Source organism: Pseudarthrobacter sp. TAF60_1 (genome assembly GCF_052113505.1).
Taxonomy (GTDB): Bacteria; Actinomycetota; Actinomycetes; order Actinomycetales; family Micrococcaceae; genus Arthrobacter.
This window is the reverse complement of record NZ_JBFRDI010000003.1, coordinates 305,103-329,114: the sequence shown is the minus strand read 5'-3', so window position 1 is coordinate 329,114 and position 24,012 is coordinate 305,103. Positions and strand designations below refer to the sequence as shown.

Here is a 24,012-nt window from a genome sequence, read left to right as displayed (position 1 = left end):
ATCACATCCGTTCCGGAGCAGAAACGCCAAGGAGGTCCAGGCCGTTGGCCAGCACCTGGCTGGTGGCATCGTTGAGCCACAAGCGGGTGCGGTTGACGTCTGTGACGGCTTCGTCGCCCATGGGAGCGATGCGGCAGGCGTCATACCAACGGTGATAGGCGCCGGCGATGACCTCAAGGTGGCGGGCGATGCGGTGCGGTTCGCGCAGTTCGGCGGCTTTGGCCACGATGGAGGGGTAGCTGCCCAGGCAGGAGAGCAGTTCGTTTTCGGTGGCATGGTCCAAGAGCGAGGCCTCGAAGGCGCTGCGGTCCACACCGGCCGCCACGGCGTTGCGTGCTGCGCCGCGGGTACGCGCGTGGGCGTACTGCACGTAGAAGACAGGGTTCTCGTTGCTGTGCTTCTTGAGCAGGTCGGGGTCCAGCGTCAGCGGCGAATCCGCAGGGAAGCGGGCCAGCGAGTAGCGCACCGCGTCCTTGCCGAGCCAGTCGATGAGGTCCTTGAGCTCGATGATGTTGCCGGCACGCTTGGACAACTTGGCACCGTTGACAGAGACCAGCTGGCCGATGAGCACCTCGATGTTGACCTCCGGATCATCGCCCGCCGCCGCCGCGATGGCCTTGAGACGGTTGATGTAACCGTGGTGGTCCGCACCAAGAAGGTAGATCTTCTCGGTAAAGCCGCGGTCCTTCTTGGAGAGGTAGTAAGCGGCGTCGGCGGCAAAATAGGTGGGCTCGCCGTTGGCCCGGACCATCACGCGGTCCTTGTCATCCCCAAAGTCCGTGGTGCGCAGCCAGACCGCACCGCCGTCGTCGAACACGTGGCCCTGCTCGCGAAGGCGGGCAACGGCACTTCCGATCGCGCCGGCGTCGTGCAGTTCCTGCTCGGAGAAGAACACATCGAATTCGACACCGAAATCCGCGAGCGTGGCCTGGATGTCCTTCATCTGGGCCTGGTAGGCCGCAGCGCGGATCACGGGAATCGCAGCGACTTCAGTCAGCTCACGGATGTCCGGGTGTTCGCTGAGCACCTCATGACCGAGGTCCGCGATGTACTGGCCGGGGTATCCGCCGTCAGGCACGGGGAGGCCGTGGAGCCGGTTGTAGACCGACTGGGCGAAGGTGTTCATCTGCGTGCCGGCGTCATTGATGTAGTACTCCGCGGTGACGTCGGCGCCGGAAGCCCGCAGGACACGGGCGATGGCGTCGCCCAGGGCTGCCCAACGGGTGTGGCCGATGTGCAGGGGGCCGGTGGGGTTCGCCGAAACAAACTCCATGTTGACGGTGTGGCCGGCGAGCGCGGTGTTGGTGCCGTAGTCGGGGCCGGCTTCCACGATGGCCTTCGCCAGGGCCCCCGCGGCGGCAGCGTCCACCGTGATGTTCAGGAAGCCGGGACCGGCAATGTCCACGGCAGCGACGCCGTCGATGGTCTTAAGCCGGGCGCTCAGGATGGTGGCAAACTCGCGCGGATTGGTGCCGGCCTGCTTGGACAGCTGCAGGGCGATGTTGGTGGCCCAGTCACCGTGTTCCCGGTTCTTCGGTCGCTCCACCCGCACCTCAGCAGGAACAGCTGAGGCGGAAAGTCCGATTTCGCCGGCGGCGACGGCATCTTTCAGGCAGGCGGATATGGCGAGGGAGAGTTCTTCGGGAGTCACCCCTCTAGCCTACCGGGGCCCGCCACGTGGAGGAATTTGAGCCCGCACGGTGACCGGGGCGGCCTGCCCGGGAAGACTCATGGCCTATCGCGGCCGCGCGGCTGCTTCACAGGGTGAACCATTACGCTGATTCCGACGTTGAGTACACCGTAAGCACCCAGCCCACGAAACGAGCCCCGTTATGAGACCGTCAGTCCGCAAGAGTGTTTTCGCCGGAATCGCCGGCCTGTCCCTCGCCGGAACGGTCGCCGGCTGCGCGCCGACGCCAACACAGGGAGCAACACCTCCCTCAGCCGGCAACAGTTCCGCAGGCGCAACCACAGCGACTGGCACGTCGTCATCCCTGGCTGGCAGCGGTTCCGTCTACAAGGACGGCACGTACAGCGCCGACGGCACCTACGTGTCCCCGAACGGCACTGAAACCGTGGGCGTGGAACTGACGCTCGCGTCCGGGACGGTCACCGCCGTCAACATCACCCAGCACCCCTCCAACCCGAACACCCGAAAGTTCCAGGGCGAGTTTGCCGGCGGGATCGCCTCGCAGGTGGTGGGGAAGAGCATTGACGCGCTGAAGGTCTCCAAGGTTGCAGGCTCCTCCCTGACCAGCGGCGGGTTCAACCAGGCGGTAGAAAAGATCAAGTCGGAGGCCCAGTAGGCCGTGCCGCAGCCCGACTGGTCGGAGTTCCGCTTTGACGGGATCGGTACCCGTTGGGAAATCAGCACGCCCCGGCCGCTTTCGGCCGGCGTCCGCGCACGGCTTCTGGCCGTGGTGGAAGCGTACGACGGCGAGTGGTCGCGGTTCCGTCCGGATTCCACCGTCAGTGTCATGGGCCGTAAGCCGGGGCGGCATGAGTTTCCCGCGGAGGCCGCGGCGCTTGGCGGGCTATACCGTTCGCTGTACCGCCTCTCAGCAGGGGCAATGACTCCGCTGATCGGCGGCAGCCTTGCGCAATTGGGCTACGACGCCGACTACTCGCTGCGGCCCGCGGGGCCGCCCAGGGCCGCACCCCGTTGGGAAGACGTCCTGGACTGGGATGGCACGGTCCTCACCAACCATGTGCCCGTTGTGCTGGACATCGGCGCCGCCGGGAAGGGCCAACTGGTGGATCTCCTGGCCGCCGAATTGCGTTCGCACGGTCATGGCAGCTTCCTCATCGATGCCAGCGGTGACCTGTTGTATGCAGGTCCGGACGTTATCACCGTCGCGCTGGAGCACCCGTACGATCCAACCAAGGCCATCGGCACCGTTCCGGTCTCCGGCGGTGCACTGTGCGCCTCTGCCTCCAACCGCCGGGTGTGGGGTGACGGCTTGCATCATGTCCTTGACGGCACCACGGGCCGGCCCGTCACCACTGCCGTGGCCACGTGGACCATGGCGGCGGACACCATGCTGGCTGACGCGCTGGCCACGGCCTTGTTCTTCGTCCCGGGCGCCGCGCTGGAGCGCACTTTCGATTTTTCCTGGCTGACAGTATTTTCGGATGGAAGTGCCGCCTTTTCGGCCGGATTTGAAGGGACACTGTTCACATGAGCCCCGTTGATACCCCCACGGCTGTTTCCCCGGCCGGCCGGCTGGACACCTTGCTGGGGAAGTACACGATGTACCGGCTGATCCTGCTGGTACTCGCCGCTCTTGCCGTGTACAGCCTGCTTCTTGACGCCCTGGGGTGGCTGACCTTCGGCATCCCCGAGATGCTGGTGCACCTGGCTTTGTGCCTTGGCCTGACTTATGCCTCCAACCGGGCCCTTGCCGCGCTGTTCCGTGTGCGGCCGCATTCAGAGTCGTCGCTGATCACCGGCCTGCTGCTGTACTTCCTTTTCTGGCCGTCGCTTTCGCCCATGGACGTAGCGGGTGTGGCCTTGGCCTGCGTGCTTGCTTCTGCCTCCAAATACGCGCTGGCCTGGCGGGGCCGGCACTTCTTCAACCCCGCCGTCACCGGTGCATTCGTGACCGGGCTGACGGGGCTGAACGTCGCCACCTGGTGGGCGGCAACCCCGGCCATGCTATGGCTCCTGGTACCGGGCGTTCTGCTGGTGCTGTACCGCACCCGGAAGTTCCTGATGGCAGCTGTCTTCCTCGTGGTGGCAACGTCCATAGTGACCTCGGAACTGCTGCAGGCCGGGATAACTTTGGGCGGTGCGCTCTGGCAGGCCCTGGCGCAGCGGCCCCTGTTCTTTTTCGTCGGCTTTATGCTGACCGAGCCGCTGACACTGCCACCGCGCCGCTGGCATCAGCTTGCGCTGGCGGCCGTTGTTGGCGGGGTATTCGCAGTGCCTTACAACTTCGGGTTCCTCGCCAATTCCCCCGAACTGGCCCTGCTTATCGGCAACCTACTGGCGTTTGCAGTGGGTCAGCGGGGCGGCCTGAGGCTGACGTTCACGGGCTCCCGGGCTTTGACGCCAAGCACCACAGAGTTTGCCTTTCACCCCTCCCGCCCGGTCCGCTTTGTGCCCGGGCAGTACATGGAACTGGACCTGCCGCACGCGAAGCCGGACGGCAAAGGCCGACGCCGGGTGTTCAGCCTGACCAGCTCCCCGGGTTCGGACACGGTGACGTTTGGCGTGCGGACCTCTGAGCCGTTTTCGGCCGCCAAGAAAGCACTCCTTGCCCTGAAGCCCGGTGACCAGGTGGCGGGGACATCCGTAGGCGGCGATTTTGTGCTGCCCCGCGACCCCCGGACGCCGGTACTGCTTATCGCAGCAGGCATCGGCATCACGCCGTACCTCGCGCAGTTGGCGTCAGGCGCCGCCCGGGACCGGGATGTGGTTCTCCTGCTCTTGGCACGGAACGCCGAGGAGATCGCCTACGCCAGGGAACTGGAAGCGTCGGGCGCACGGATCGTTGCCCGCCTCGCCGATGGCTCCGCCCCGCCGTCGTTCATTAGCGACGCCGGGACAGCGATGCCGGAGAGAACTGTCTCCGGGTCCCGGCTGGACGGGCCATCGCTGCTGGCTCTTGTGCCGGATATTGCGGATCGGACCGTCTACGTTTCGGGGTCCCCCGCGAGCGTCGCTTCGCTGCGCCGTGCGGCCAGGAACGCAGGTGCGCGCCGGGTGCAGGTGGACTCGTTTTCCGGCTACTGAGGTTTCGGCACGCTGGTGGATTGCGGACTATTCGCCCGCAGAGGCGGCTCACGGCACCACGTTTTTCATTGCGGGCCACCTTCCTGCTAAGCTCTAGGACGTCCCGCCAGCATCGGCAGGATCCCTGAATTGCCCTCGTAGCTCAGGGGATAGAGCGTCTGCCTCCGGAGCAGAAGGTCGTAGGTTCGAATCCTATCGAGGGCACAGAGAAGAACCCCGTCACTTCAACGAAGTGGCGGGGTTTTGCTGTTTCGGCACTGACGTTGGCTTGGTGCCTGCCATAAGACATTCCGGCCATGACCGAGTGGCCTCCCCCGGATTGTCAGCGCCCCCTCGTAGTCTGAATTCACCGATCGAGGGGGTACATCATTCAGCCGACAGACCAGCCTACGCCAGCACACCATCCGCCAGCGCGGGATCATTCAGAGGGCTGCTGTTTCATCATCCCGCCCTACATTCTGCGGCGGCTGGCCCGTCAGGATGCGCCGCAGTTTTCCGCTGCCGCACGGGCAGCAAAAGAAGCACTGAGCCATGTGCGGTCGGTCCAATCCGCCCGGACGGCGCCAAGGCCCGCTGTTCCGCCCGGCGTACGTGATGCCAAGCCCGGGCCGCCAAGCCGGAGCATTTACGATGCCGCCGGCTCCGAGACCCTGCCTGGAAAGTTGGTGCGCAAGGAAGGCGATCCGACATCCGGAGATGTCGCCGCCGATGAGGCCTACGAGGGCCTGGGGAACACCCACCGCCTCTTCGCTGACATCTTCGGCCGTAACTCCATCGATGGCGCCGGTCTACCCCTTGATGCGAGCGTGCATTTCGGGAAGCTCTACGACAATGCCTTCTGGGACGGCAAGCAGATGGTCTTCGGCGACGGCGACGGCCAGGTCTTCGAACGGTTTACGCGATCGCTGAGCGTTATCGGCCACGAACTCACCCACGGAGTCACTCAGTTCTCGGCGGGGCTGGCCTACCGGAACCAGGCCGGTGCCATCAACGAGTCCATGTCCGACGTCTTCGGCGTGCTCGTTGAGCAGTACGTAAAGAAGCAGTCCGTCCCGGAGGCGATTTGGCTGATCGGCGAAGGCCTGTTCACCGCGCAGGTGCAAGGATCAGCCCTGCGCTCGATGAAGGCGCCAGGCACCGCCTACGACGACGACGTGCTGGGCAAGGATCCGCAGCCGGACTCGATGGACTCCTACGTGCGCACCAGCGCTGATAACGGCGGCGTACACATCAACTCCGGCATCCCCAACCGGGCCTTTTACCTCACAGCGGAAGCCCTGGGCGGCAACGCCTGGGAAGCTCCGGGCCAGATCTGGTACGAGACCCTCACCGGCGGTTCGCTGCCGGCCACCGCCACGTTCAGCGTTTTTGCGCGCACGACGGCGGCGGCTGCGGTGGAGCTGTTCGGGTCCGGTTCAACCGAGCATGACGCCGTCCGCACGGCGTGGGAAACTGTAAAGGTCAAGCTCTAAGCCAACGCTTGGCTGCCGGTCAGCCGGCAGCCAAGCTGCAGGAAAGCCCAGGAACCACGCGATGAAAATAAGTGTGGAGCGCACCGGCGGGGTCGCCGCGCTGACCCGTGTGTGGACCGTTACGGCCGACACCGAAGTCGCCAGGAACCAGTGGCAGCCGATCGTCGAGGCATGCCCCTGGGACGCGGTACCCAAGACCGTCCGCGCAGCATCACAGGCAGCGGAGGGCAGCCAGCCGGACAGGTTCATCTACGCAATCCGGGCAGGGGAACGGCGAGCGGCCCTCCCCGAGAAGAGTGTCACCGGACCGTGGCGGGTGCTGGTAGACAGCACACGGGCCGCGTCAGAAGAATCCGGCTAAACCGCAGCGTCCACTACTTGCCAGGCGCCCCGCAGGGCTGGAATCACACGCGGCCCCAGTAGACTGGCTGCAGCCATGACATTTCATATCTCCTACCCTGCTGAGCTGCCCGTCTCCGAGCGCCGCGAGGACCTGATGGCTGCCATTGCAGCGAACCAGGTGACCATCATCGCCGGCGAGACCGGCTCCGGGAAGACCACCCAGATCCCCAAGATGTGCCTCGAACTGGGCCTGGGCGATAACGGCCTGATCGGGCACACCCAGCCCCGCCGGCTTGCAGCGCGCACGGTAGCGGAGCGCATCGCCGAGGAACTGGGCGTGGAGATTGGCCAGGAAGTCGGCTTCCAGGTGCGCTTCACGGGCGAAGTCGGCCGGTCCACCAAGGTCAAGCTGATGACGGACGGCATCTTGCTCGCAGAAATCCAGCGCGACAAGCTGCTGCGAAAATACAACGCCATCATCATTGACGAGGCCCACGAGCGCAGCCTCAACATCGACTTCATCCTCGGCTACCTCAAGCGCATCCTGCCCCAGCGCCCCGACCTGAAGATCATCATCACCTCCGCCACCATCGATCCGGAGCGTTTCGCCAAGCACTTCGGCAGCGAGGCGGAGCCCTCCCCCATCATCGAAGTCTCCGGCCGCACGTTCCCGGTGGAAATCCGCTACCGGCCGCTGTCCCAGCCCGCCGGCGGGGCCCGCTCCGCAGGTGATGACGCAGACGATGAAGACAACACGTCCGACGACGAACTCGAAGAGGACCGCGATCCCCTCGACGCCGTCTGCGACGCCGTGGACGAACTCGCGGATGAAGCACCGGGCGACATCCTGATCTTCTTCTCCGGCGAGCGCGAAATCCGCGACGCCGCTGACGCACTCCAAGCGAGGATCCAGTCCAACCGCCGTTTGGCCGGGACGGAGGTCCTGCCGCTTTTCGCCCGGCTCAGCCTGCAGGAACAGCACAAGGTCTTCCACCCGGGCAGCAAGCGCCGTATTGTGCTGGCCACCAACGTGGCCGAGACGTCCCTGACCGTTCCGGGGATCAAATACGTCATCGACACCGGCACCGCGCGCATCTCGCGCTACTCGCACCGCACCAAGGTGCAGCGCCTGCCCATTGAACGTGTCTCCCAGGCGTCCGCGAACCAGCGCTCCGGCCGGTGCGGACGCGTGTCCGACGGCATCGCTATCCGGCTGTACTCGGAGGAGGACTTCGAATCCCGTCCGCTGTTCACGGATCCGGAGATCCTCCGCACCAACCTCGCCGCCGTCATCCTGCAGATGACAGCCATGGGGGTGGCGCGGGGTCCTAAAGACGTCGAAAACTTCCCCTTTGTGGAGCCGCCGGATTCGCGGGCAATCAACGACGGCGTCACGCTCCTACGCGAACTCGGCGCGTTGAGCCCCGTCAGGCCAGGGGACGCTCAAAGCGGCGGCCTGACCGCCGTCGGGCAGAAACTTGCCCAACTGCCTGTCGATCCCCGGCTGGGCCGGATGATTGTTGAAGCCGGCAAGCGCGGTTGCGTCCGGGAAGTGATGATCCTGGCAGCGGCACTCACCATCCAGGACCCCCGCGAACGCCCGACGGACAAGCAGCAGCTCGCAGCGGAGAAGCATGCCCGTTTCCGTGACGAGAACTCAGACTTCACCGGCTTCCTGAATCTGTGGAACTACATCCAGGAAAAGCAGCAGGAACTCTCTTCCACCCAGTTCCGCCGGCTCTGCCGCAACGAGTTCATCAACTACCTCCGTGTCCGGGAATGGCAGGACCTGTTCGCGCAGCTCCGGCAGCTTGCCCGGCCGCTGGGCATCAGCCTGGACAATAAACGCCTCGCCGATCCTGTGGGCAACCACGAGGGCGTCCACATCAGCCTGCTGTCCGGCCTGCTCAGCCACATCGGCATCCTTGACGACCGCAAGCGCGAATACGCCGGCGCACGCGGCAGCCGGTTCGCGATTTTCCCGGGGTCGGCACTGTTCAAAAAGTCCCCCACTTTCGTGATGGCTGCCGAACTCGTCGAAACAAGCCGGCTGTGGGCCAGGGTCGCCGCCAAGTTCGATCCTGTGTGGGCCGAACAAGTGGCGCCGGACCTCGTTAAGCGCAGCTACAGCGAACCCCACTGGTCCACCAAAATGGGCGCGGTGATGGCGTATGAAAAGGTCACGCTCTATGGTGTCCCCATCATTCCCCAGCGCCGGGTCAACTACAGCCGCGTGGATCCGGTGCTGGCCCGTGAGCTGTTCATCCGGCATGCCCTGGTGGAGGGCGACTGGAAAACGCACCACAAGTTCTTCCACCGCAACCGCGCCCTGCTCCTCGAAGTGGAGGAGCTCGAGGCCAGGATGCGCCGGCGCGACCTCCTGGTGGACGACGAAACGCTGTTTGAGTTCTACGACGCCCGGATCGGCCCCGACGTGGTGTCTGAGCGCCACTTCGACAAATGGTGGAAGGACGCCCGGCAGAAGAACCCGGACCTTTTGGACTATGACAAGTCCCTGCTGCTCAATGAAGAAGCCGACAACCTGGACGAGGCTGCCTACCCCGGGACGCTCCTGCACAAGGGCTTCGAGCTGCCGCTGACCTATGAGTTCCACCCTGTAGCGCCTGGCTCGCCACCCAACCCGTCCGACGGCGTCACGGCCGAAGTGCCGGTGCTTTTCCTCAACCAGCTGGACGACAAGGCGTTCCGCTGGCTGATCCCGGGCCAGCGTGTGGAACTGGTGACTGCCCTGATCAAATCCCTGCCCAAGCAGATCCGGAAGAACTTCGTCCCGGCACCGGACGTGGCCCGCCAGGCCGTGGCCGCGCTTGAGGCGGACTTTGACCCGGCCAACGACGAACTCGAAGCCTCGCTGGAGCTGGCCCTGCGCCGGATCCGCGGCCAGGTCATCCCGCCGGGCTCCTGGAACTGGGATGCCGTGCCTTCACACTTGCGGGTGAGCTTCAAAGTGGTCGACAGCAAGGGCAAGGTACTTGACGAGGGTAAGAACCTCGCTGCCCTGCAGGAGCGCCTGGCACCGGCAACACGCCGCGCCATCGCCGAGTCCCTGGGGGCAACTCCCGGTACCACGGCGCCGCGGTCCTCCGCAAAGTCCGGGACCGGCAGCTCGGGGAGGACAGAATCGCCGTCCGGTGGCCCTGCGGCAGGCGCCGCAACTGGCAACGGTGCGGGTTTCAGGGAGCAGAGCGGCCTGACCGAGTGGAGCTTCGGCACCGTACAGCGCCAGGTCAGCAACACGGTCAACGGCCACACTGTCACTGGCTATCCTGCGCTTGTGGATGAAGGAACGTCGGTTGCGCTGCGTGTGTTCCAGACGTCTTCGGAACAGCTGGCGGCCATGCGTGGCGGCGTCATCCGGCTGCTGGCACTGCGTGTTCCAGCGCCCGACCGCTACGTGCTGGAGCACCTCAACAACACCGAAAAGCTCACCTTCAGCCAGAACCCGCACGGTTCAGTCTCGGCACTGATCGCCGACTGCGCCCTGGCCGCCGTGGACAAGCTGACCCCGGCCGAGGTCCCCTGGGACAAAGAGTCCTTCGACGCCCTCTACGAACAGGTCCGCGCCGAACTGATCGACACGGTATTCAGTGTGACGGCGGTGGTGGAGCGCATCCTCGCCAGCACCCGGCGGATCGAAAAGCAGCTCAAAGGAACAACCAGCCTGGCCTTGATTAGCGCACTCAACGACATCAAAAGCCAGCTCGAGCAGCTGGTGTTCCCAGGCTTCGTGGCCCGCACCGGGTTCGCCCAGCTGAGCCAGCTTCCGCGCTACCTCGCGGCCATCGAGAAGCGCCTCGAGCGCCTGCCCGGCAACGTCCAGCGGGATGCCCTGAACATGGCTGCGGTCCAGCGGCTGGAGGACGACTACGACGACGCCGTGTCGGCACTGCTGCCGGGGCGGCGGGTGGGCGCCGAGTTGGCCCAGGTGCGCTGGATGATCGAGGAACTCCGTGTGAGCCTGTTCGCGGTCGAGCTTGGAACCGCCTATTCGGTCTCCGAAAAGCGGATCAGGGCCGTCCTGAACAAGGCACTGGCACCCGCCTAGCTTTCCGGAACAAACTCCGTGTAACCCGCCGCCCGGAGCCCTGCACGCAGCTTCTCCGCATTCGCGTCCAGCACGGCCGGGTCCGGGTTGTGGTCCACCGAGGCGAAGTCGAAGTCAGCCATGCTTCGGGACGGCCACACATGGACGTGCATGTGGTTGATCTCGTACCCGGCCACGATCAGGCCGGCCCGTTCTGCGGGAAAAATGTCCAGCTGGACGGCGCCGATCCGCCGGGCCACCTCCATCACCTTCGCGAGGGTTTCCGGTGAAGCATCGGTCCAGCGGTCCACCTCCTCGGTGGGAACCACCAAAGTGTGCCCGTCGGCCAGCGGACCCGTGGTCAGGAATGCCGCGACGTCCGCCTCGCGCCAGACGAATCGTCCCGGGATCTCACCGTTGATGATCTTGGTGAACAGGGTGCTCATGCGTCTGCCTCCTCGGCCGGGGCCTGCAGGGTGCTGGTGTCCAGCACAAAACGGTATTTGACGTCGCCCGCCACCATCCGGCGGTAGGCCTCATTCAGCTGGTCTGCGGACACCAGTTCGATGTCTGCCACCACGTTATGTTCGGCGCAGAAGTCCAGCATCTCCTGCGTCTCGGCAATTCCGCCGATCATCGAGCCCGCGTACGCCAGCCGCCGGCGCATCAGCGACCTCGGGTTGACCGGAGGCATGGCATCAGCGGGCAGCCCCAGCTGGAACAGCGCACCATCCACGCGCAGGGTGCGGAAGTACGGGTTCAGGTCGTGCGGCGCGGCCACGGTGTCAATGATGAGGTCGATGCTGCGGTCCGCGGCGGCCATGGCATCCTCATCCCGGGACAGGATGACCTCGTCAGCTCCGAGCTCCAGGGCTGCCGGCACCTTAGCCTCGGAGGTGGTGAAAACCCTGACCACGGCCCCCATGGCCTTGGCGAGCTTCACCGCCATGTGCCCGAGCCCGCCCAGGCCCACCACGCCCACCACGTCGCCTTCCCCCACGTCGAAATGCCGCAACGGGGAGAAGGTGGTGACTCCGGCACAGAGCAAAGGCGCGACGGCGGCCGGGTCAAGATTCGCAGGCACCCGGACCACGTAGCGTCGGTCCACCACCACGGAGGACGAGTAGCCGCCCTGGGTGATCACGTCGCCGTTGCGCGAATCCTTGCCACCGTAGGTGCCGGTCATGCCGTTTTCGCAGTACTGCTCCAGGCCGTCCAGGCAGCTGTCGCATTCGCGGCAGGAATCAACCATGCACCCCACGCCCACGCGCTCTCCCGGGGCGAAGTCTTCCACTGCAGAGCCCACACGGCTGACGGTCCCCACGATTTCGTGGCCGGGCACCAAGGGATAATTCTGGGCACCCCATTCACCGCGGGTGGCATGTACGTCTGAATGGCACAGCCCGCAGAATTCGATGGCGATCTCCACGTCGTCCGCTTTGGGGGCGCGTCGGGCCAGCGTCAGGGGCACCAGTCCGCTGTCCTCGGAGACGGCGCCGTACGCCGCTGCCATCCGGCCGAGACCGGATCCGGGAACAGGGGTATCGGCGGGCAACACCGGGCGGGCAAGGGGCGGTGGTACAGGGCGTCCTGGGGTCATACCTGCGACGCTACCCCCGGAGGCCCGGGCTTTGCCACTTGGGGCCTGCCAGGCGGCCCGTCTTCGTTCCGTGCGTCATGTTCCTGCGGGCATGCCAGGAGCAGTTCCGGTTGCCACGGGGAGATCGGGATTGTTGGACCACTCAGAGAAGGAACCCGGATACAGGGCGGCCCGGAATCCTGCGATTTCCAGGGCGGCCACCTCGTGGGCCGCTGTCACACCGGAGCCACAATATACAGCCACCGGGATGGCTTCCCGGATTCCCAGGTCCTCGAACCGTCGCCTCAGCTCCGATGCCGGCAGGAAACGCCCGGCCCCGTCCAGGTTCTCCGTCGTCGGGGCTGACAGGGCGCCTGGAATGTGCCCCGCGCGCGGATCTACGGGTTCGAACTCGCCGCGGTACCTCTCGCCGGCCCTGGCATCCAGCAGGATGCCGCTGCCGGCCCAGCCCGCGGCCGCAGCGAGGTCTATGGCCGGCATACCCACCCCGCTGAAGGAAACATCGCCCGGCACGGCGTCAACGGCTCCGGATTCCAGCGGGAGCCCGGCGCCCTGCCACCCGGCCAGGCCGCCGTCGAGCAGGTATACGTCCGGGAAGCCGGCACTGCGCAGCATCCACCACGCGCGGGCCGCTGCCGTGTTGCCGCTGTTGTCGTACGCCACCACAACGTCGCCGTCGTTGATTCCCCAGCGCCTGGCGCTGGCCTGAAATTCCGAGGCCGGCGGCAACGGGTGCCGTCCGCGCGCCGGAACTGCGGGCGCGGCAAGCTCCGTGGCAAGATCCACAAATACTGCGCCGGGGAGGTGCCCCTCAAGATAATGCTCCCGGCCATGCGGGTCCCCGAGGGCCCACCGGACGTCGAGCAACACCGTGTGCCGGCCAGTGGCCAGCAAGGCCTGCAGGCCCGGAACATCCATCAATACCTCTGCCGTGTCCGTCATCCGGTCCTAGACCTCAACCGATTCGCGCGGGGCCAGGTGCGTGAAGGTGGTGCCGTATTTGCCGCCAAGCCGGGCAACATGGCCTTCCACCATCTTCAGCCCCGTCTCATTCAGGAGGCCGTCGTGGATCTGGAAAGCCTGCTGGGCCCGGACGCTGATCACGAAATCCACCACTTCGGCCGCCTTGCTCCAGGGTGCGTGGATGGGGACCAGGAGCGTCTGAACTTGGAGTCCGTCCGGAACAATGAAGGAATCCCCGGGGTGGTAGACGTTCCCCTCCACCAGATACCCGATATTGGCCACCAAGGGGATCTGTGGGTGGATCAGGGCGTGCTGGCCGCCGAAGCTGCGGACGTTGAACCCGGCAGCGTCAAACGTGGAGCCGGCTTCCACGGCGTGGATCCGTTCAGCTGCCTGCGGCGCTTCCTCCCGCAGGGCGGCAGCGACGCCGGCCGGTGCGAACACGGCCAGGGCCGCCGCGGTTTCGAGCGCCCGGGTCATGGCCGGGACGTCCACGTGATCAGGGTGCTCGTGGGTGATGAGCACGGCATGCGCTCCGTCCAGGGCTTCGGCGGTCTCGGAGAATGTGCCCGGATCAAGGACCAGGACCTTTCCATCTTTTTCGAGCCGGATACAGGCATGGGTGAATTTTGTCAGCTTCATAGCGCCAGCCTAGGTTCCGGCTGCGGGAGTTCCAAGGGGCCCGGCCGCGGGGCGCCGGCTGGTAATCTTGATGCTTGCCACCGTCCCTTAGGGAAGCGAGTCTGTCCATGCCGTTCGGCACCAAAGCTGACGCGACGCCGTCGAACGCTCCTCTCGGCGTCAGTTCCGGCGCCGTTAGCGGGGCCGGAACCACCACCGGCAAGGAGCAGCGCGTCACCAAGCAGCGCGTGGCCGTCGGCACCGCCCTGGACGAGCTGGACGACTTCGTCAGCACCCAGGAGCTTTACCGCATCCTGCAAAACAAGGGCGTCTCGGTATCCTTGGCAACTGCCTACCGGATCCTGCAGTCCCTCGCCGACGACGGCCTGGTTGACGTGCTGCGCAACGGTGAAGGCGAAGCGGTCTACCGGCGCTGCGCCGTGACAGGGCACCATCACCACCTGCTCTGCCGCAACTGCGGCAAGGCTGTGGAGGTCGAGGCCCCGGCAGTGGAAACCTGGGCTGCCAGGACCGCGGCCGAACACGGCTATACCGAGGTGGCGCACACCGTGGAGATCTTCGGCCTCTGCCCGGACTGCACTGCCCTCCGGTCCGCCGGAAAGCTCTGACGGGCTGTCCCCCGCCGCGTCAGCGGGCGTCTACCAGCCGGCCGTTGATGCCCTTTTTGGCACGGATGCCGCCGACGATGCGGCAGACCACGTAGATCAGGAATGACAGGGTTGTGACGTAGGGGCTGATAGGGATTCGGCCGCCCAGAGCAAGCAGGATTCCGCCCACGGTGGCCGTGACGGCGAAGATGACGCTGAGGACCACCAGGGCCACAGGCGAAGACGTCACGCGCAGGGCGGCAGCCGCGGGCGTGATGAGCAATGCCAGCACCAGCAGCGCCCCCACCACCTGGATGGACAATGCCACGCTCACACCCAGCAGCACCATAAAAACGATCGCCAGGGTCCGGACGGGCACGCCGCGGGCCTCGGCCAGTTCCGGATCCAAACTGGCGAAGTTCAGCGGCCGCCAAATGAGCGCCAGCACCGCGATGACCAGCACGGCAGCGCCGGCGAGGACCTGCAGCTGGACCGTATCAACGGAGACGATCTGTCCGGTCAGGAGGCCGAATTTGTTGGCGGCGCGGCCCTGATAGAGGGATAGAAACAGGATGCCCAGGCCCAGGCCGAAGGGCATGATCACCCCGATGATCGAGTTTTTGTCCCGTGCCCTGACACCCATCAGGCCCAGGAGCAGCGCAGCCGCCACCGAACCGATCAGGGAGCCGAACACAATGTCAGCGCCGATCAGCAGCGCGAAGGCCGCACCGGCAAAGGAGAGTTCGGAGATGCCGTGGACGGCGAAGGCCAAATCCCGCTTCATCACGAAGGTGCCCATCAGGCCTCCGAGCAGGCCAAGGACGGCGCCTGCCCAGATGGAGTTCTGGACGAGTGCCAGGAGCTCGCCGTAGTTTTCGAAGCTGAAGATCGCTGCGATGATGCTGTCCGCATCCATCAGGCCACCTCCCCCGCCGTCGCGTGGACATCGTCGTGGTGGTGAGTGGTGGCGTCGGGCAGGCCGACGACGACGATGCGCCCGTTCGCGTGGATGACTTCCACGTGGCTGCCATAGAGTTCCGAGAGGACCTCCGTGGTCATGACTTCGTCCGGGGTTCCCACCATGAAGCGGCCGCCGGCGAGGTACAGCACCCTGTCTACGTAATCGATGACCGGGTTGATTTCATGGGTGACGAACACCACGGCGCTGTTCTGCTCGTGGCATTGCTTGTTGATCAGGGCACTGACGGCCTGCTGGTGGTGCAGATCCAGGGACAACAGGGGTTCGTCGCACAGGAGGACCTTGGGGTCGGTGGCCAATGCCTGGGCGACACGAAGGCGCTGCTGCTCGCCCCCTGAGAGCTGCCCCACCGGGACCTTGGCGTAGTCAGTTGCGCCTACCAGCTCGAGGAGTTCGTCAATCCTGCGGTTCACCCGGGACATGCCCAGCCGCAGGCCCCAGCGGTGGCCGTCCACCCCGAGGCCCACCAGGTCGCGGGCCCGCATGGGTGCGTCCGGAGCGAACGACTTCTGCTGCGGGATGTAGCCGATCAGGCTGCTCCCCCGTTCCACCGGCCGGTCCCCCAGGGTTGCGGTGCCGGCTTGCAGGTCCTGCAGGCCCAGCAGGACCCTCAGGAAGCTGGTTTTTCCGCTGCCGTTGGGGCCAAGGACGGCGAAGAACTCGCCGGGCCTGATGTCGAGGTCGAGATCCTCCCAGAGCGTGCGTTTGCCGAACTGCAGGGACGCCCCGCGGAGGCTCACCACCGGTTTCACCTATTTTTCTCCAAAACTTTGCTGACGTTGTCCACATTGTCCGTCATCCACTGCAGGTACGTCTTGCCCTCGGGCAGGGTTTCGCTGAAATCAACCACGGGGATGCCGGCCGCCTGGGCGGCTTTCTTCAGCGCCTCCGTCTGGGGGCCCGCTGTCTGGTCGTTGTAGGCGAGGAACCTTATGTCCGCGGATCCCGCCAGTTCCGTGGCGGCCTTCAACACTGCAGGCGGCACGTCGGAGCCTTCTTCGATGGCGGCCGTATAGTCCTCCGGTGTCCGGTTTTCCAGCCCGGCGGCCTCGAGGAGATACACCGGTACCGGTTCCGTCACGGCCACGGGGGCGCCTGCCGTCTTTGCCTTGAGTGCGGCGAGCCTGGCACTCAGTCCGTCCACGCTGGATTTGAAGGCTGCGGCGTTGGCTGTGAACTGGGCGGCTGATCCGGGTTCCAGTTCGCCCATTTTGGCCGCCACTGAATCGGCCAGCTTGGCCATGGCGTCCAGGCTGTACCAGACGTGCTCATTGAATGCACCGTGCTGATGGCCGTGCGCGTCGGTAGCGGGGGCTGATTCGGTGTGGCCCTGCTCAGGCGCCAACCCGGCCACGTCCACCGCGGTCAGGATGCTGCCGTGGCCAATGTTGCTGTCATCGGCCATCTTATGGAGGAATCCGTCGTACCCGCCGCCGTTCTCGATCACCAGTTCCGCTTTGGAGATCGCCAGCCGGTCCTGCGCTGTGGCTTCATAGGAATGCGGATCCTGGCTGGTCTTGGTGATGATGGCGGTGACACTGACCTTGTCGCCGCCGATCGCGCGGGCAATGTCCCCGTAGACATTCGTGGACGCCACAACGTTGATGGTGCCGGGTGAGTCATCAGCTCCCCGCGAAGCCGACGGCGTGCCGCCACCGGTGCCACACGCGGTCAGCAGAAGACTGAAGCCCGCGAGGGCGGCAAGGGACATTCGGATGGCGGCGGGGTGGCGCACGGAAACCTCAGATCAACAGGGAAGGACGTTTGCGACTCTCCACATTCTAACGCTAAATGGGAATGATTCCTATTTAGATAAGCCGGGCCCGGCCCCCGTGTCCCGGCCCGGCCGTCCAAGCCGGCCGTCCATGCCCGGCGGTCACGCGCCGTTGGGCTGGCCGAGCCTCCTGATGCCGGTGGCCTGGGTGGCGTCCCGGATCTCCCCCACTAACTGTTCGATAACGTCTTCCAGGAACAGGATTCCGTGGGTCTGCCCGTCTGCACCAATGACACGGGCAAGGTGCGAACCGGTGCGCTGCATGACCGACATGGCCGTTTCAACCTCATCACCCAAGGCCAGGTTGGCGAGCGAGCGGATCCTGCTCTCCGCTATGGGGCGCTGGTAGTCCTCGTCCGGAATGGAGAGCACATCTTTCACGTGGAGATAGCCGGACAGAATGCCGTCCTCGTCCACCATCGGGAACCGTGAGAACCCCGTCCGGCTGACAGCCTTTTCGAACTCCACCGGAGTAGTGGCCTCCTTCAGCATGACCAGCTTCCCCACCGGCACCATGATGTCCGCCGCCGTATATTCGGAAAACTCCAGGGCACCGGTGATGAGCCCGGCATCGTCATCCACCAACCCGTGACGGGTGGATTCCTGGACGATCGACTGGACCTCTTCGAGCGTGAAGGACGAGTTCACCTCATCCTTGGGCTCAATCCGCAGGAGCTTGAGGATGTGGTTGGCGGACCAGTTGAGCGCGAAAATGACCGGGTTCACCAGGCGGGCCACGAACATCAGCGGCGGCGCGAGCAGCAATGCAGCCTTGTCCGCCACCGATACCGAGATGTTCTTCGGCACCATCTCCCCAAAGGTCACGTGCAGGAAAGTGACCACCATGAGCGCAATGGCAAAGGCCAGGACATCGGCCGCCTCGACCGGCAGTCCCACGGCTTCGAGGGGCGCAGCCATCAGGTGATGGATGGCCGGTTCTGCTACCTGCAGGATCAGCAGTGAACAAACGGTGATGCCCAACTGCGCGCAGGCCAGCATCAGCGAGACACTTTCCATGGCCCGCAGGGTGGTCTGAGCCCTCTTGGAGCCGGCGTCCGCGAGCGGTTCGATCTGGCTGCGCCTCGCCGACATCACCGCGAACTCGGCGCCGACGAAGAACGCGTTGCCCAGCAGGAGGACCACCAGCCAGGCTATGCCTGCCCAGTCACTCATGGCGTGCTCCTGTCGTCTGTGTCCCCGGGCTCAGGAGCAACCGGGTGGAAGCAGATCCGTTCGATCCGCCGGCCGTCCATCCGCGTCACGCTCAGCGTGCCACCACCAACCGGGACGGTGTCGCCGACGGCGGCGATGCGGCCCAGTTGGCTCATGACATACCCGCCAACGGTCTCGTAGGCGGCCTCATCCGGGACGGCGAGTCCGGGAATCTGTTCGAAAAGTTCGTCGGGCCTCAGCAGTCCGGGGAAATACCAGTCCCCGGAGGCGCTCTGAAGCAATCCCGGCCGCACCTTGTCATGCTCGTCGGCCACCTCGCCCACGATTTCCTCCACCAGGTCTTCGAGAGTGGTGATGCCGGCGGTTCCGCCGTATTCATCGAGCACGACGGCGAGTTGCAGGTTACCTTCCCGCAGTTCGGCCAGGAGCGCATCGAGGTGGATGGTCTCCGGCACCCTGAGGACGTCGGTCATGATGGCGCCCGCCTCCAGGTTGGCGCGCCGGTCCCACGGCACGGCCACTGCCTTCTTGACGTGGACCAGGCCCCTGATGTCGTCGGCGGAGTCGCCGATGACGGGAAAACGGGAGTACCCGGTGCGCCGTGCGGCGTCCAGGATGTCCGAAACCGGCTGGTCGGCGTCGATGGTTTCCACCCGGATGCGGGGGGTCATCACATCGGCGGCGGTCCGCGCCGAGAAGTTCAGGGTCCGCGCCACGAAGTTGGCCGTCCCGGCGTCGAGCGTCCCCATCGCGGCGGAGCGCCGCACCAGGGAGGCAAGCTCTGCCGGGGTCCGGGCACCGGAAATCTCTTCCTTGGCTTCGAGGCCGAAGACGTTGAGGACCTTGTTGGAAAAGCCGTTCAGCACCACGATGGCGGGCTTGAAAATGGCCGTAAAGATCAGCTGCGGCCTCGCCAGCGCCTTGCCGAGCGGGAACGACAGCGCGATGGCCATGTTCTTCGGCACCAGTTCACCGAGGAGCATGGACAGCAGGGTGGCCAGCACCATGGCGATGACCAGCGAAACGGAAGCCGCAGCTACGTCGGGAATTCCGACGGCGGCCAGCGGGCCTTCGAGGAGTCGCCCCACGGATGGTTCCATCACGTAGCCGGTAAGGAGCGTGGTGAGGGTGATACCGAGCTGGCAGCTGGATAGCTGCGTCGAGAGGGACTTCAGGCATTTGAGGAGCGGCACGGCACCGGTGTCGCCGTTATCGATGGCCTTCTGGACGGTGGCCTGGTCCAAGGCAATGAGGGAAAATTCGACGGCGACAAAGAAGCCGGTGCCGGCAATCAGCAGGAGGCCTGCCGCGAGGAGTAACCACTCCATTCAGCATCCCGCCTGAAAGCCAGGGGAAGCGGACTGGATCCGGGGGAAACTGCCCGGCGGAGGATGGTCGGCTGAAGCGGACCCTGTTTCCCTGAGGGCTCCGCCCGAGTGGACCGACGGAGAGTGATGGGCGCGTGTTCGGGGTTTGCCGGCTCTGCGGGTGGACTGCGCGAGGCTGTGGTTCATGCTCCGCTGACAGCCCCCAGGCCGGCACCTAGATTTACTGTCCATAAGAATTTCAGTCTACAGGAGCGGACCGCGCCTTCCGCGTGGCCCGAACTTTCGCCACATTCCGCGATCTCCCTGTCATTCCATGATTTGAGTCACCGTTATTGGCAGTTAACACAGAATGCTCATTAGACTGGCAAAGGTCCGGGTTCAGGACGCGGAAACTGGTTCGATTGTTGTGCTGAGGCACGTGGCGGCCAGAGGGACATCAAACTCATGGAAGAGGCGTATTTCAAGTGCCAGAGCAGCCTAGCCACCGTCTACCAGAGGAATTTGGCGGAAACGAGTGGCTCGTTGACGAACTGTACGAGCAATACCAAAAGGACAAGAACACCGTGGACGCCAAGTGGTGGCCCCTGTTCGAATCCTTCGACTCGGGCAGCGACTCGTCTTCCAACGGGAGCTCGGCAGCCGCCGCAGCCAACCCCCCCACTCGTGAAATGCCTGCCGTAGCACCTGCTGCGGCTCCTGCTGCATCTGCACCGGCGCCGGCGGCACAGCCTGCAGCGCCGGCCGCGGCCCCCGCAGCCGCAAAGAAAGCCCCTGCTACGGTCGCCCGCGACGGCGCGAAGAAGGCCGAGCCCGGCAGCGTCCAGCCCATCCCTGCGCAGCTGCCCAAGAACGTCAAGGCACCCACGGCCCCCGAAGAGGACGTAGTCTCAGTCCTCCGCGGGCCGGCCAAGGCAATTGCCACCAACATGATCACCAGCCTTGAGGTGCCCACGGCCACCAGCGTGCGCGCCATTCCGGCCAAACTGCTGATCGATAACCGCGTGGTCATCAACTCCAACCTGGCCCGCGCACGGGGCGGGAAGGTTTCCTTCACCCACCTCATTGGCTACGCCGTGATCCGGGCCCTGGCGCAGTTCCCGTCCATGAACGTCTACTACGACGAAATCGACGGCAAGCCGGTCGCTGTTCAGCCGGCTCACGTCAACTTCGGCATCGCCATTGACATGCCCAAGCCGGACGGGACGCGCCTGCTCATGGTGCCGAACATCAAGAAGGCGGAGACCCTCAACTTCTCCGAGTTCTGGCACACCTACGAGGACCTCATCAAGCGGGCCCGCGCGGGCAAACTGACCGCCGACGACCACTCGGGAACCACTGTGTCCCTGACCAACCCCGGCGGCATCGGCACCGTCCATTCCGTGCCGCGCCTGTCCAAGGGCCAGGCTGCCATCATCGGTGTGGGCGCGCTGGACTACCCGGCCGAGTTCCAGGGCGCGAGCGAGAAGATCATCGCGCAGAACGCCATCAGCAAGGTCCTCACGCTAACCTCCACGTATGACCACCGTGTCATCCAGGGTGCCGGCAGCGGCGAGTTCCTCAAGCTGGTCCACCAGCTGCTCCTCGGTGCGCAGAACTTCTACGACGAAATCTTCGAGTCGCTGCGCATCCCCTACGAGCCCGTGCGCTGGAGCCCCGACCTCCAGGTAGACCCCGCTGACGAAATCAACAAGGTTGCACGGATCCAGCAGCTGATCCACGCCTTCCGCGTGCGCGGCCACCTGATGGCAGACACCGATCCCCTGGAATACCGCCAGCGCAAGCACCCGGACCTCGATGTCCTCACCTACGGACTGACCCTCTGGGACCTGGACCGCGAGTGGCCCACCGGCGGTTTCGGCGGCTCCCCTATGCTCAAGTTCCGCGACATCCTCGGCGTGCTCCGCGACGCCTACTGCCGCACCACGGGCATCGAATACATGCACATCCAGGAGCCGGAAGAGCGCAAATGGTTCCAGGACCAGCTTGAGCACCCGTACTCGAAGCCCAGCCGCGAAGAGCAGCTGCGCATCGTGTCCCGGCTCAACGCTGCAGAAGCATTCGAAACCTTCCTGCAGACCAAGTTCGTGGGCCAGAAGCGCTTCTCCCTGGAAGGCGGCGAATCCCTGATCCCGCTGCTGGACGCCGTCATTTCCGAAGCCGCCGACGACGGCCTGGACGAGGTTGCCATCGGCATGGCCCACCGCGGCCGCCTGAACGTGCTGACCAACATCGCCGGCAAGACCTACGCCCAGGTGTTCCGCGAATTCGAGGGCACCCAGGATCCCCGCTCCGTCCAGGGCTCCGGCGACGTGAAGTACCACCTCGGCACCGAAGGCACGTTCACCTCCGAGAACGGCAACGAAACCAAGGTCTACCTTGCCGCGAACCCGTCCCACCTCGAGGCAGTGGATTCCGTCCTCGAAGGCATCGTCCGCGCCAAGCAGGACCGCCTGGACCAGGGCGAGGCCTTCCCGGTCCTGCCCATCATGGTCCATGGCGATGCCGCGTTTGCCGGCCAGGGCGTGGTTGCCGAAACGCTCAACCTGTCCCAGCTGCGCGGCTACCGCACCGGCGGCACCATCCACGTGGTGGTCAACAACCAGGTGGGCTTCACCACCGCGCCGTCCTCGTCCCGCTCGTCCACATACTCCACGGACGTCGCCAAGATGATCCAGGCACCGGTATTCCACGTGAACGGTGACGATCCCGAGGCCGTGGTCCGCATCGCCCAACTCGCCTACGAGTTCCGCCAGCGCTTCCACAAGGACGTTGTGATCGACATGGTGTGCTACCGCCGCCGTGGCCACAACGAGGGCGACGACCCCTCGATGACCCAGCCCATGATGTACAACCTGATCGAAGCCAAGCGCTCCGTCCGCAAGCTGTACACGGAAGCCCTGATCGGCCGTGGCGACATCACCGAGGAAGAAGCAGAGCAGCTGCTCCGCGACTACCAGGAGCGGCTGGAACGGGTCTTCGCCGAAACGCACGCAGCCCAGACCTCGCCGATCCCGATCATCACCGCGGATTCGGCCGCCGTCTCGGACATCGAGCGACCCATCGCCCAGCAGGCAGACTTCGGCACGAACGCTCCGGCGTCCACCGCCATCTCTCCGGAGACCCTGGCCCGGATCGGCCACGCACACATCGAAATACCCGAGGGCTTCACCGTCCACGCCAAGCTCAAGCAGCTGCTCGAGAAGCGTGAGCAGATGTCCCGTGAAGGCGGCATCGACTGGGGCTTCGGCGAGATTGCCGCGTTTGGCTCGCTGATCATGGAAGGCGTGCCCGTCCGGCTCGCCGGCCAGGATTCGCGCCGCGGCACGTTCGTACAGCGCCACGCCGTGTTCCACGACCGCGCCAACGGCAATGAGTGGCTGCCCCTGGGCAACCTTTCAGACGACCAGGCCAAGCTGTGGATCTACGACTCCCTGCTCTCCGAATACGCCGCCATGGGCTTCGAGTACGGCTACTCGGTGGAACGCCCGGATGCCCTGGTGCTGTGGGAGGCGCAGTTCGGCGACTTCGTCAACGGCGCGCAGACCATCATCGATGAGTTCATCTCCTCGGCCGAGCAGAAGTGGGGCCAGCGCTCCTCCCTGGTCCTGATGCTGCCGCACGGCTACGAAGGCCAGGGCCCGGACCACTCTTCGGCCCGGATCGAACGCTTCCTGCAGATGTGCGCCGAAGAGAACATGATCGTCGCCAACCCCACCACGGCGGCATCGCACTTCCACCTGCTGCGCCGCCAGGCGTACAGCCGCCCGCGCAAACCGCTGATCATCTTCACCCCGAAGCAGCTGCTGCGCCTCAAGGCTGCCGCATCGTCCGTGGAGGACTTCACCACGGGGACGTTCCGCCCCGTGATCGGTGACCATGAGCAGCTGGCGGCAAACGCCGTCGAACGTGTCCTGCTGGTCTCCGGGCGCCTCTACTACGATCTCCTGTCCACGCGGCAGAAGACCGATGACAAGACCACCGCAATTGTCCGCGTGGAGCAGCTGTACCCGCTGCCGCACGAGGAAATCGCCGCGGAGCTTGCCAAGTACCCGAACGCCGAAGTTGTCTGGGCCCAGGACGAGCCCGCCAACCAGGGGCCCTGGCCGTTCATGGGCCTGCACCTGCCGGAGGCGCTGGACCGGCGCGTCCGCTTGGTCTCGCGTCCCGCTTCCGCTTCAACGGCAGCCGGCTCCATGAAGCGCCACGCCAAGGAGCAGGACACGCTCCTGAAGCAGGCATTCGCACGTAAGTAATATCAGTGGCTGCCCGGCCGGACGTCGAAATACCAGACTCCGGCCGGGCAGTTCTGTTTAATGGGATGGACCATAGCCACGCCGGCTGGTGTCAGTCGGCACGGACGTAAAGAGGGACT

18 protein-coding genes and 1 tRNA gene are annotated in these 24,012 nt (G+C 65.3%); 9 read left to right on the top strand and 10 right to left on the bottom strand.

Features of this window, described 5'->3' with window-relative positions; translation table 11 throughout:
• Window position 1: 1 nt before the first annotated feature.
• Entirely contained in the window at window positions 2-1,651 is a 1,650-nt protein-coding gene (gene argS / locus AB4Y73_RS05060) for an arginine--tRNA ligase (protein WP_441869361.1), read from the bottom strand.
• 181 nt (window positions 1,652-1,832) lie between these two features.
• Here argS and AB4Y73_RS05055 point away from each other — a divergent pair, with 181 nt between their 5' ends.
• The 7 genes from AB4Y73_RS05055 to hrpA all read left to right on the top strand — a co-directional run bounded on the left by AB4Y73_RS05055 (window position 1,833) and on the right by hrpA (window position 10,615).
• Window positions 1,833-2,306: an FMN-binding protein gene (locus AB4Y73_RS05055; RefSeq protein WP_441869358.1), complete on the top strand. Its 474-nt coding sequence runs from the start codon at window positions 1,833-1,835 to the stop codon at window positions 2,304-2,306.
• Window positions 2,307-2,309: 3 nt separating this feature from the next.
• Window positions 2,310-3,182 carry an FAD:protein FMN transferase gene (locus AB4Y73_RS05050; protein ID WP_441869355.1) on the top strand — a complete coding sequence of 291 codons (873 nt, stop codon included), beginning with the start codon at window positions 2,310-2,312 and terminating at the stop codon, window positions 3,180-3,182.
• Window positions 3,179-4,735 (top strand): FAD-dependent oxidoreductase, encoded by a 1,557-nt coding sequence (locus AB4Y73_RS05045; protein ID WP_441869352.1) that lies wholly within the window; start codon window positions 3,179-3,181, stop codon window positions 4,733-4,735. Before AB4Y73_RS05050 ends, AB4Y73_RS05045 begins: the two co-directional genes overlap by 4 nt.
• Before the next feature lie 131 nt (window positions 4,736-4,866).
• A tRNA-Arg gene (locus AB4Y73_RS05040) sits at window positions 4,867-4,939 on the top strand.
• Window positions 4,940-5,175: 236 nt separating this feature from the next.
• A complete protein-coding gene (locus AB4Y73_RS05035) occupies window positions 5,176-6,207 on the top strand; it encodes a M4 family metallopeptidase (protein ID WP_441869794.1) in 1,032 nt (343 codons plus the stop codon).
• Between the two features lie 61 nt (window positions 6,208-6,268).
• Window positions 6,269-6,568: a protealysin inhibitor emfourin gene (locus tag AB4Y73_RS05030; RefSeq protein ID WP_441869349.1), complete on the top strand. Its 300-nt coding sequence runs from the start codon at window positions 6,269-6,271 to the stop codon at window positions 6,566-6,568.
• Between the two features lie 75 nt (window positions 6,569-6,643).
• On the top strand, window positions 6,644-10,615 hold the full coding sequence (hrpA, locus tag AB4Y73_RS05025) for an ATP-dependent RNA helicase HrpA (RefSeq protein WP_441869346.1): 3,972 nt from the start codon (window positions 6,644-6,646) through the stop codon (window positions 10,613-10,615).
• Here the strand turns inward: hrpA and AB4Y73_RS05020 are convergent.
• The 4 genes from AB4Y73_RS05020 to AB4Y73_RS05005 form a co-directional block, all read right to left on the bottom strand.
• On the bottom strand, window positions 10,612-11,040 hold the full coding sequence (locus tag AB4Y73_RS05020) for an HIT family protein (RefSeq protein WP_441869343.1): 429 nt from the start codon (window positions 11,038-11,040) through the stop codon (window positions 10,612-10,614). The two genes, hrpA and AB4Y73_RS05020, sit on opposite strands and share 4 nt — an antisense overlap.
• Window positions 11,037-12,194, bottom strand: coding sequence for an NAD(P)-dependent alcohol dehydrogenase (locus AB4Y73_RS05015; protein ID WP_441869340.1), 1,158 nt, complete (start codon window positions 12,192-12,194; stop codon window positions 11,037-11,039). The genes AB4Y73_RS05020 and AB4Y73_RS05015 overlap by 4 nt, the downstream gene beginning before the upstream one ends.
• A 75-nt stretch (window positions 12,195-12,269) precedes the next feature.
• On the bottom strand, window positions 12,270-13,136 hold the full coding sequence (locus AB4Y73_RS05010) for a sulfurtransferase (RefSeq protein WP_441869337.1): 867 nt from the start codon (window positions 13,134-13,136) through the stop codon (window positions 12,270-12,272).
• Window positions 13,137-13,142: 6 nt separating this feature from the next.
• On the bottom strand, window positions 13,143-13,799 hold the full coding sequence (locus tag AB4Y73_RS05005; RefSeq protein WP_441869334.1) for an MBL fold metallo-hydrolase: 657 nt from the start codon (window positions 13,797-13,799) through the stop codon (window positions 13,143-13,145).
• A 107-nt stretch (window positions 13,800-13,906) separates the two neighbouring features.
• On the opposite strand from AB4Y73_RS05005, the gene AB4Y73_RS05000 reads away from it, so the two are divergent.
• Window positions 13,907-14,407 carry a Fur family transcriptional regulator gene (locus AB4Y73_RS05000; protein ID WP_441869792.1) on the top strand — a complete coding sequence of 167 codons (501 nt, stop codon included), beginning with the start codon at window positions 13,907-13,909 and terminating at the stop codon, window positions 14,405-14,407.
• A 19-nt stretch (window positions 14,408-14,426) separates the two neighbouring features.
• On the opposite strand, the gene AB4Y73_RS04995 is transcribed toward AB4Y73_RS05000, so the two are convergent.
• From AB4Y73_RS04995 to AB4Y73_RS04975, 5 genes are all read right to left on the bottom strand, one after another.
• On the bottom strand, window positions 14,427-15,302 hold the full coding sequence (locus AB4Y73_RS04995) for a metal ABC transporter permease (RefSeq protein ID WP_441869331.1): 876 nt from the start codon (window positions 15,300-15,302) through the stop codon (window positions 14,427-14,429).
• Complete coding sequence (locus tag AB4Y73_RS04990) at window positions 15,302-16,117, bottom strand: metal ABC transporter ATP-binding protein (RefSeq protein WP_441869328.1); 816 nt, start codon at window positions 16,115-16,117, stop codon at window positions 15,302-15,304. The genes AB4Y73_RS04995 and AB4Y73_RS04990 overlap by 1 nt, the downstream gene beginning before the upstream one ends.
• Window positions 16,114-17,100 (bottom strand): metal ABC transporter solute-binding protein, Zn/Mn family, encoded by a 987-nt coding sequence (locus AB4Y73_RS04985; protein ID WP_441869325.1) that lies wholly within the window; start codon window positions 17,098-17,100, stop codon window positions 16,114-16,116. The genes AB4Y73_RS04990 and AB4Y73_RS04985 overlap by 4 nt, the downstream gene beginning before the upstream one ends.
• 141 nt (window positions 17,101-17,241) lie before the next feature.
• Window positions 17,242-18,312, bottom strand: coding sequence for a hemolysin family protein (locus AB4Y73_RS04980; RefSeq protein ID WP_441869322.1), 1,071 nt, complete (start codon window positions 18,310-18,312; stop codon window positions 17,242-17,244).
• Entirely contained in the window at window positions 18,309-19,640 is a 1,332-nt protein-coding gene (locus AB4Y73_RS04975; RefSeq protein ID WP_441869319.1) for a hemolysin family protein, read from the bottom strand. The genes AB4Y73_RS04980 and AB4Y73_RS04975 overlap by 4 nt, the downstream gene beginning before the upstream one ends.
• Window positions 19,641-20,104: 464 nt before the next feature.
• On the opposite strand from AB4Y73_RS04975, the gene AB4Y73_RS04970 reads away from it, so the two are divergent.
• Window positions 20,105-23,893 carry a multifunctional oxoglutarate decarboxylase/oxoglutarate dehydrogenase thiamine pyrophosphate-binding subunit/dihydrolipoyllysine-residue succinyltransferase subunit gene (locus tag AB4Y73_RS04970; protein WP_441869316.1) on the top strand — a complete coding sequence of 1,263 codons (3,789 nt, stop codon included), beginning with the start codon at window positions 20,105-20,107 and terminating at the stop codon, window positions 23,891-23,893.
• Window positions 23,894-24,012 lie beyond the last annotated feature (119 nt).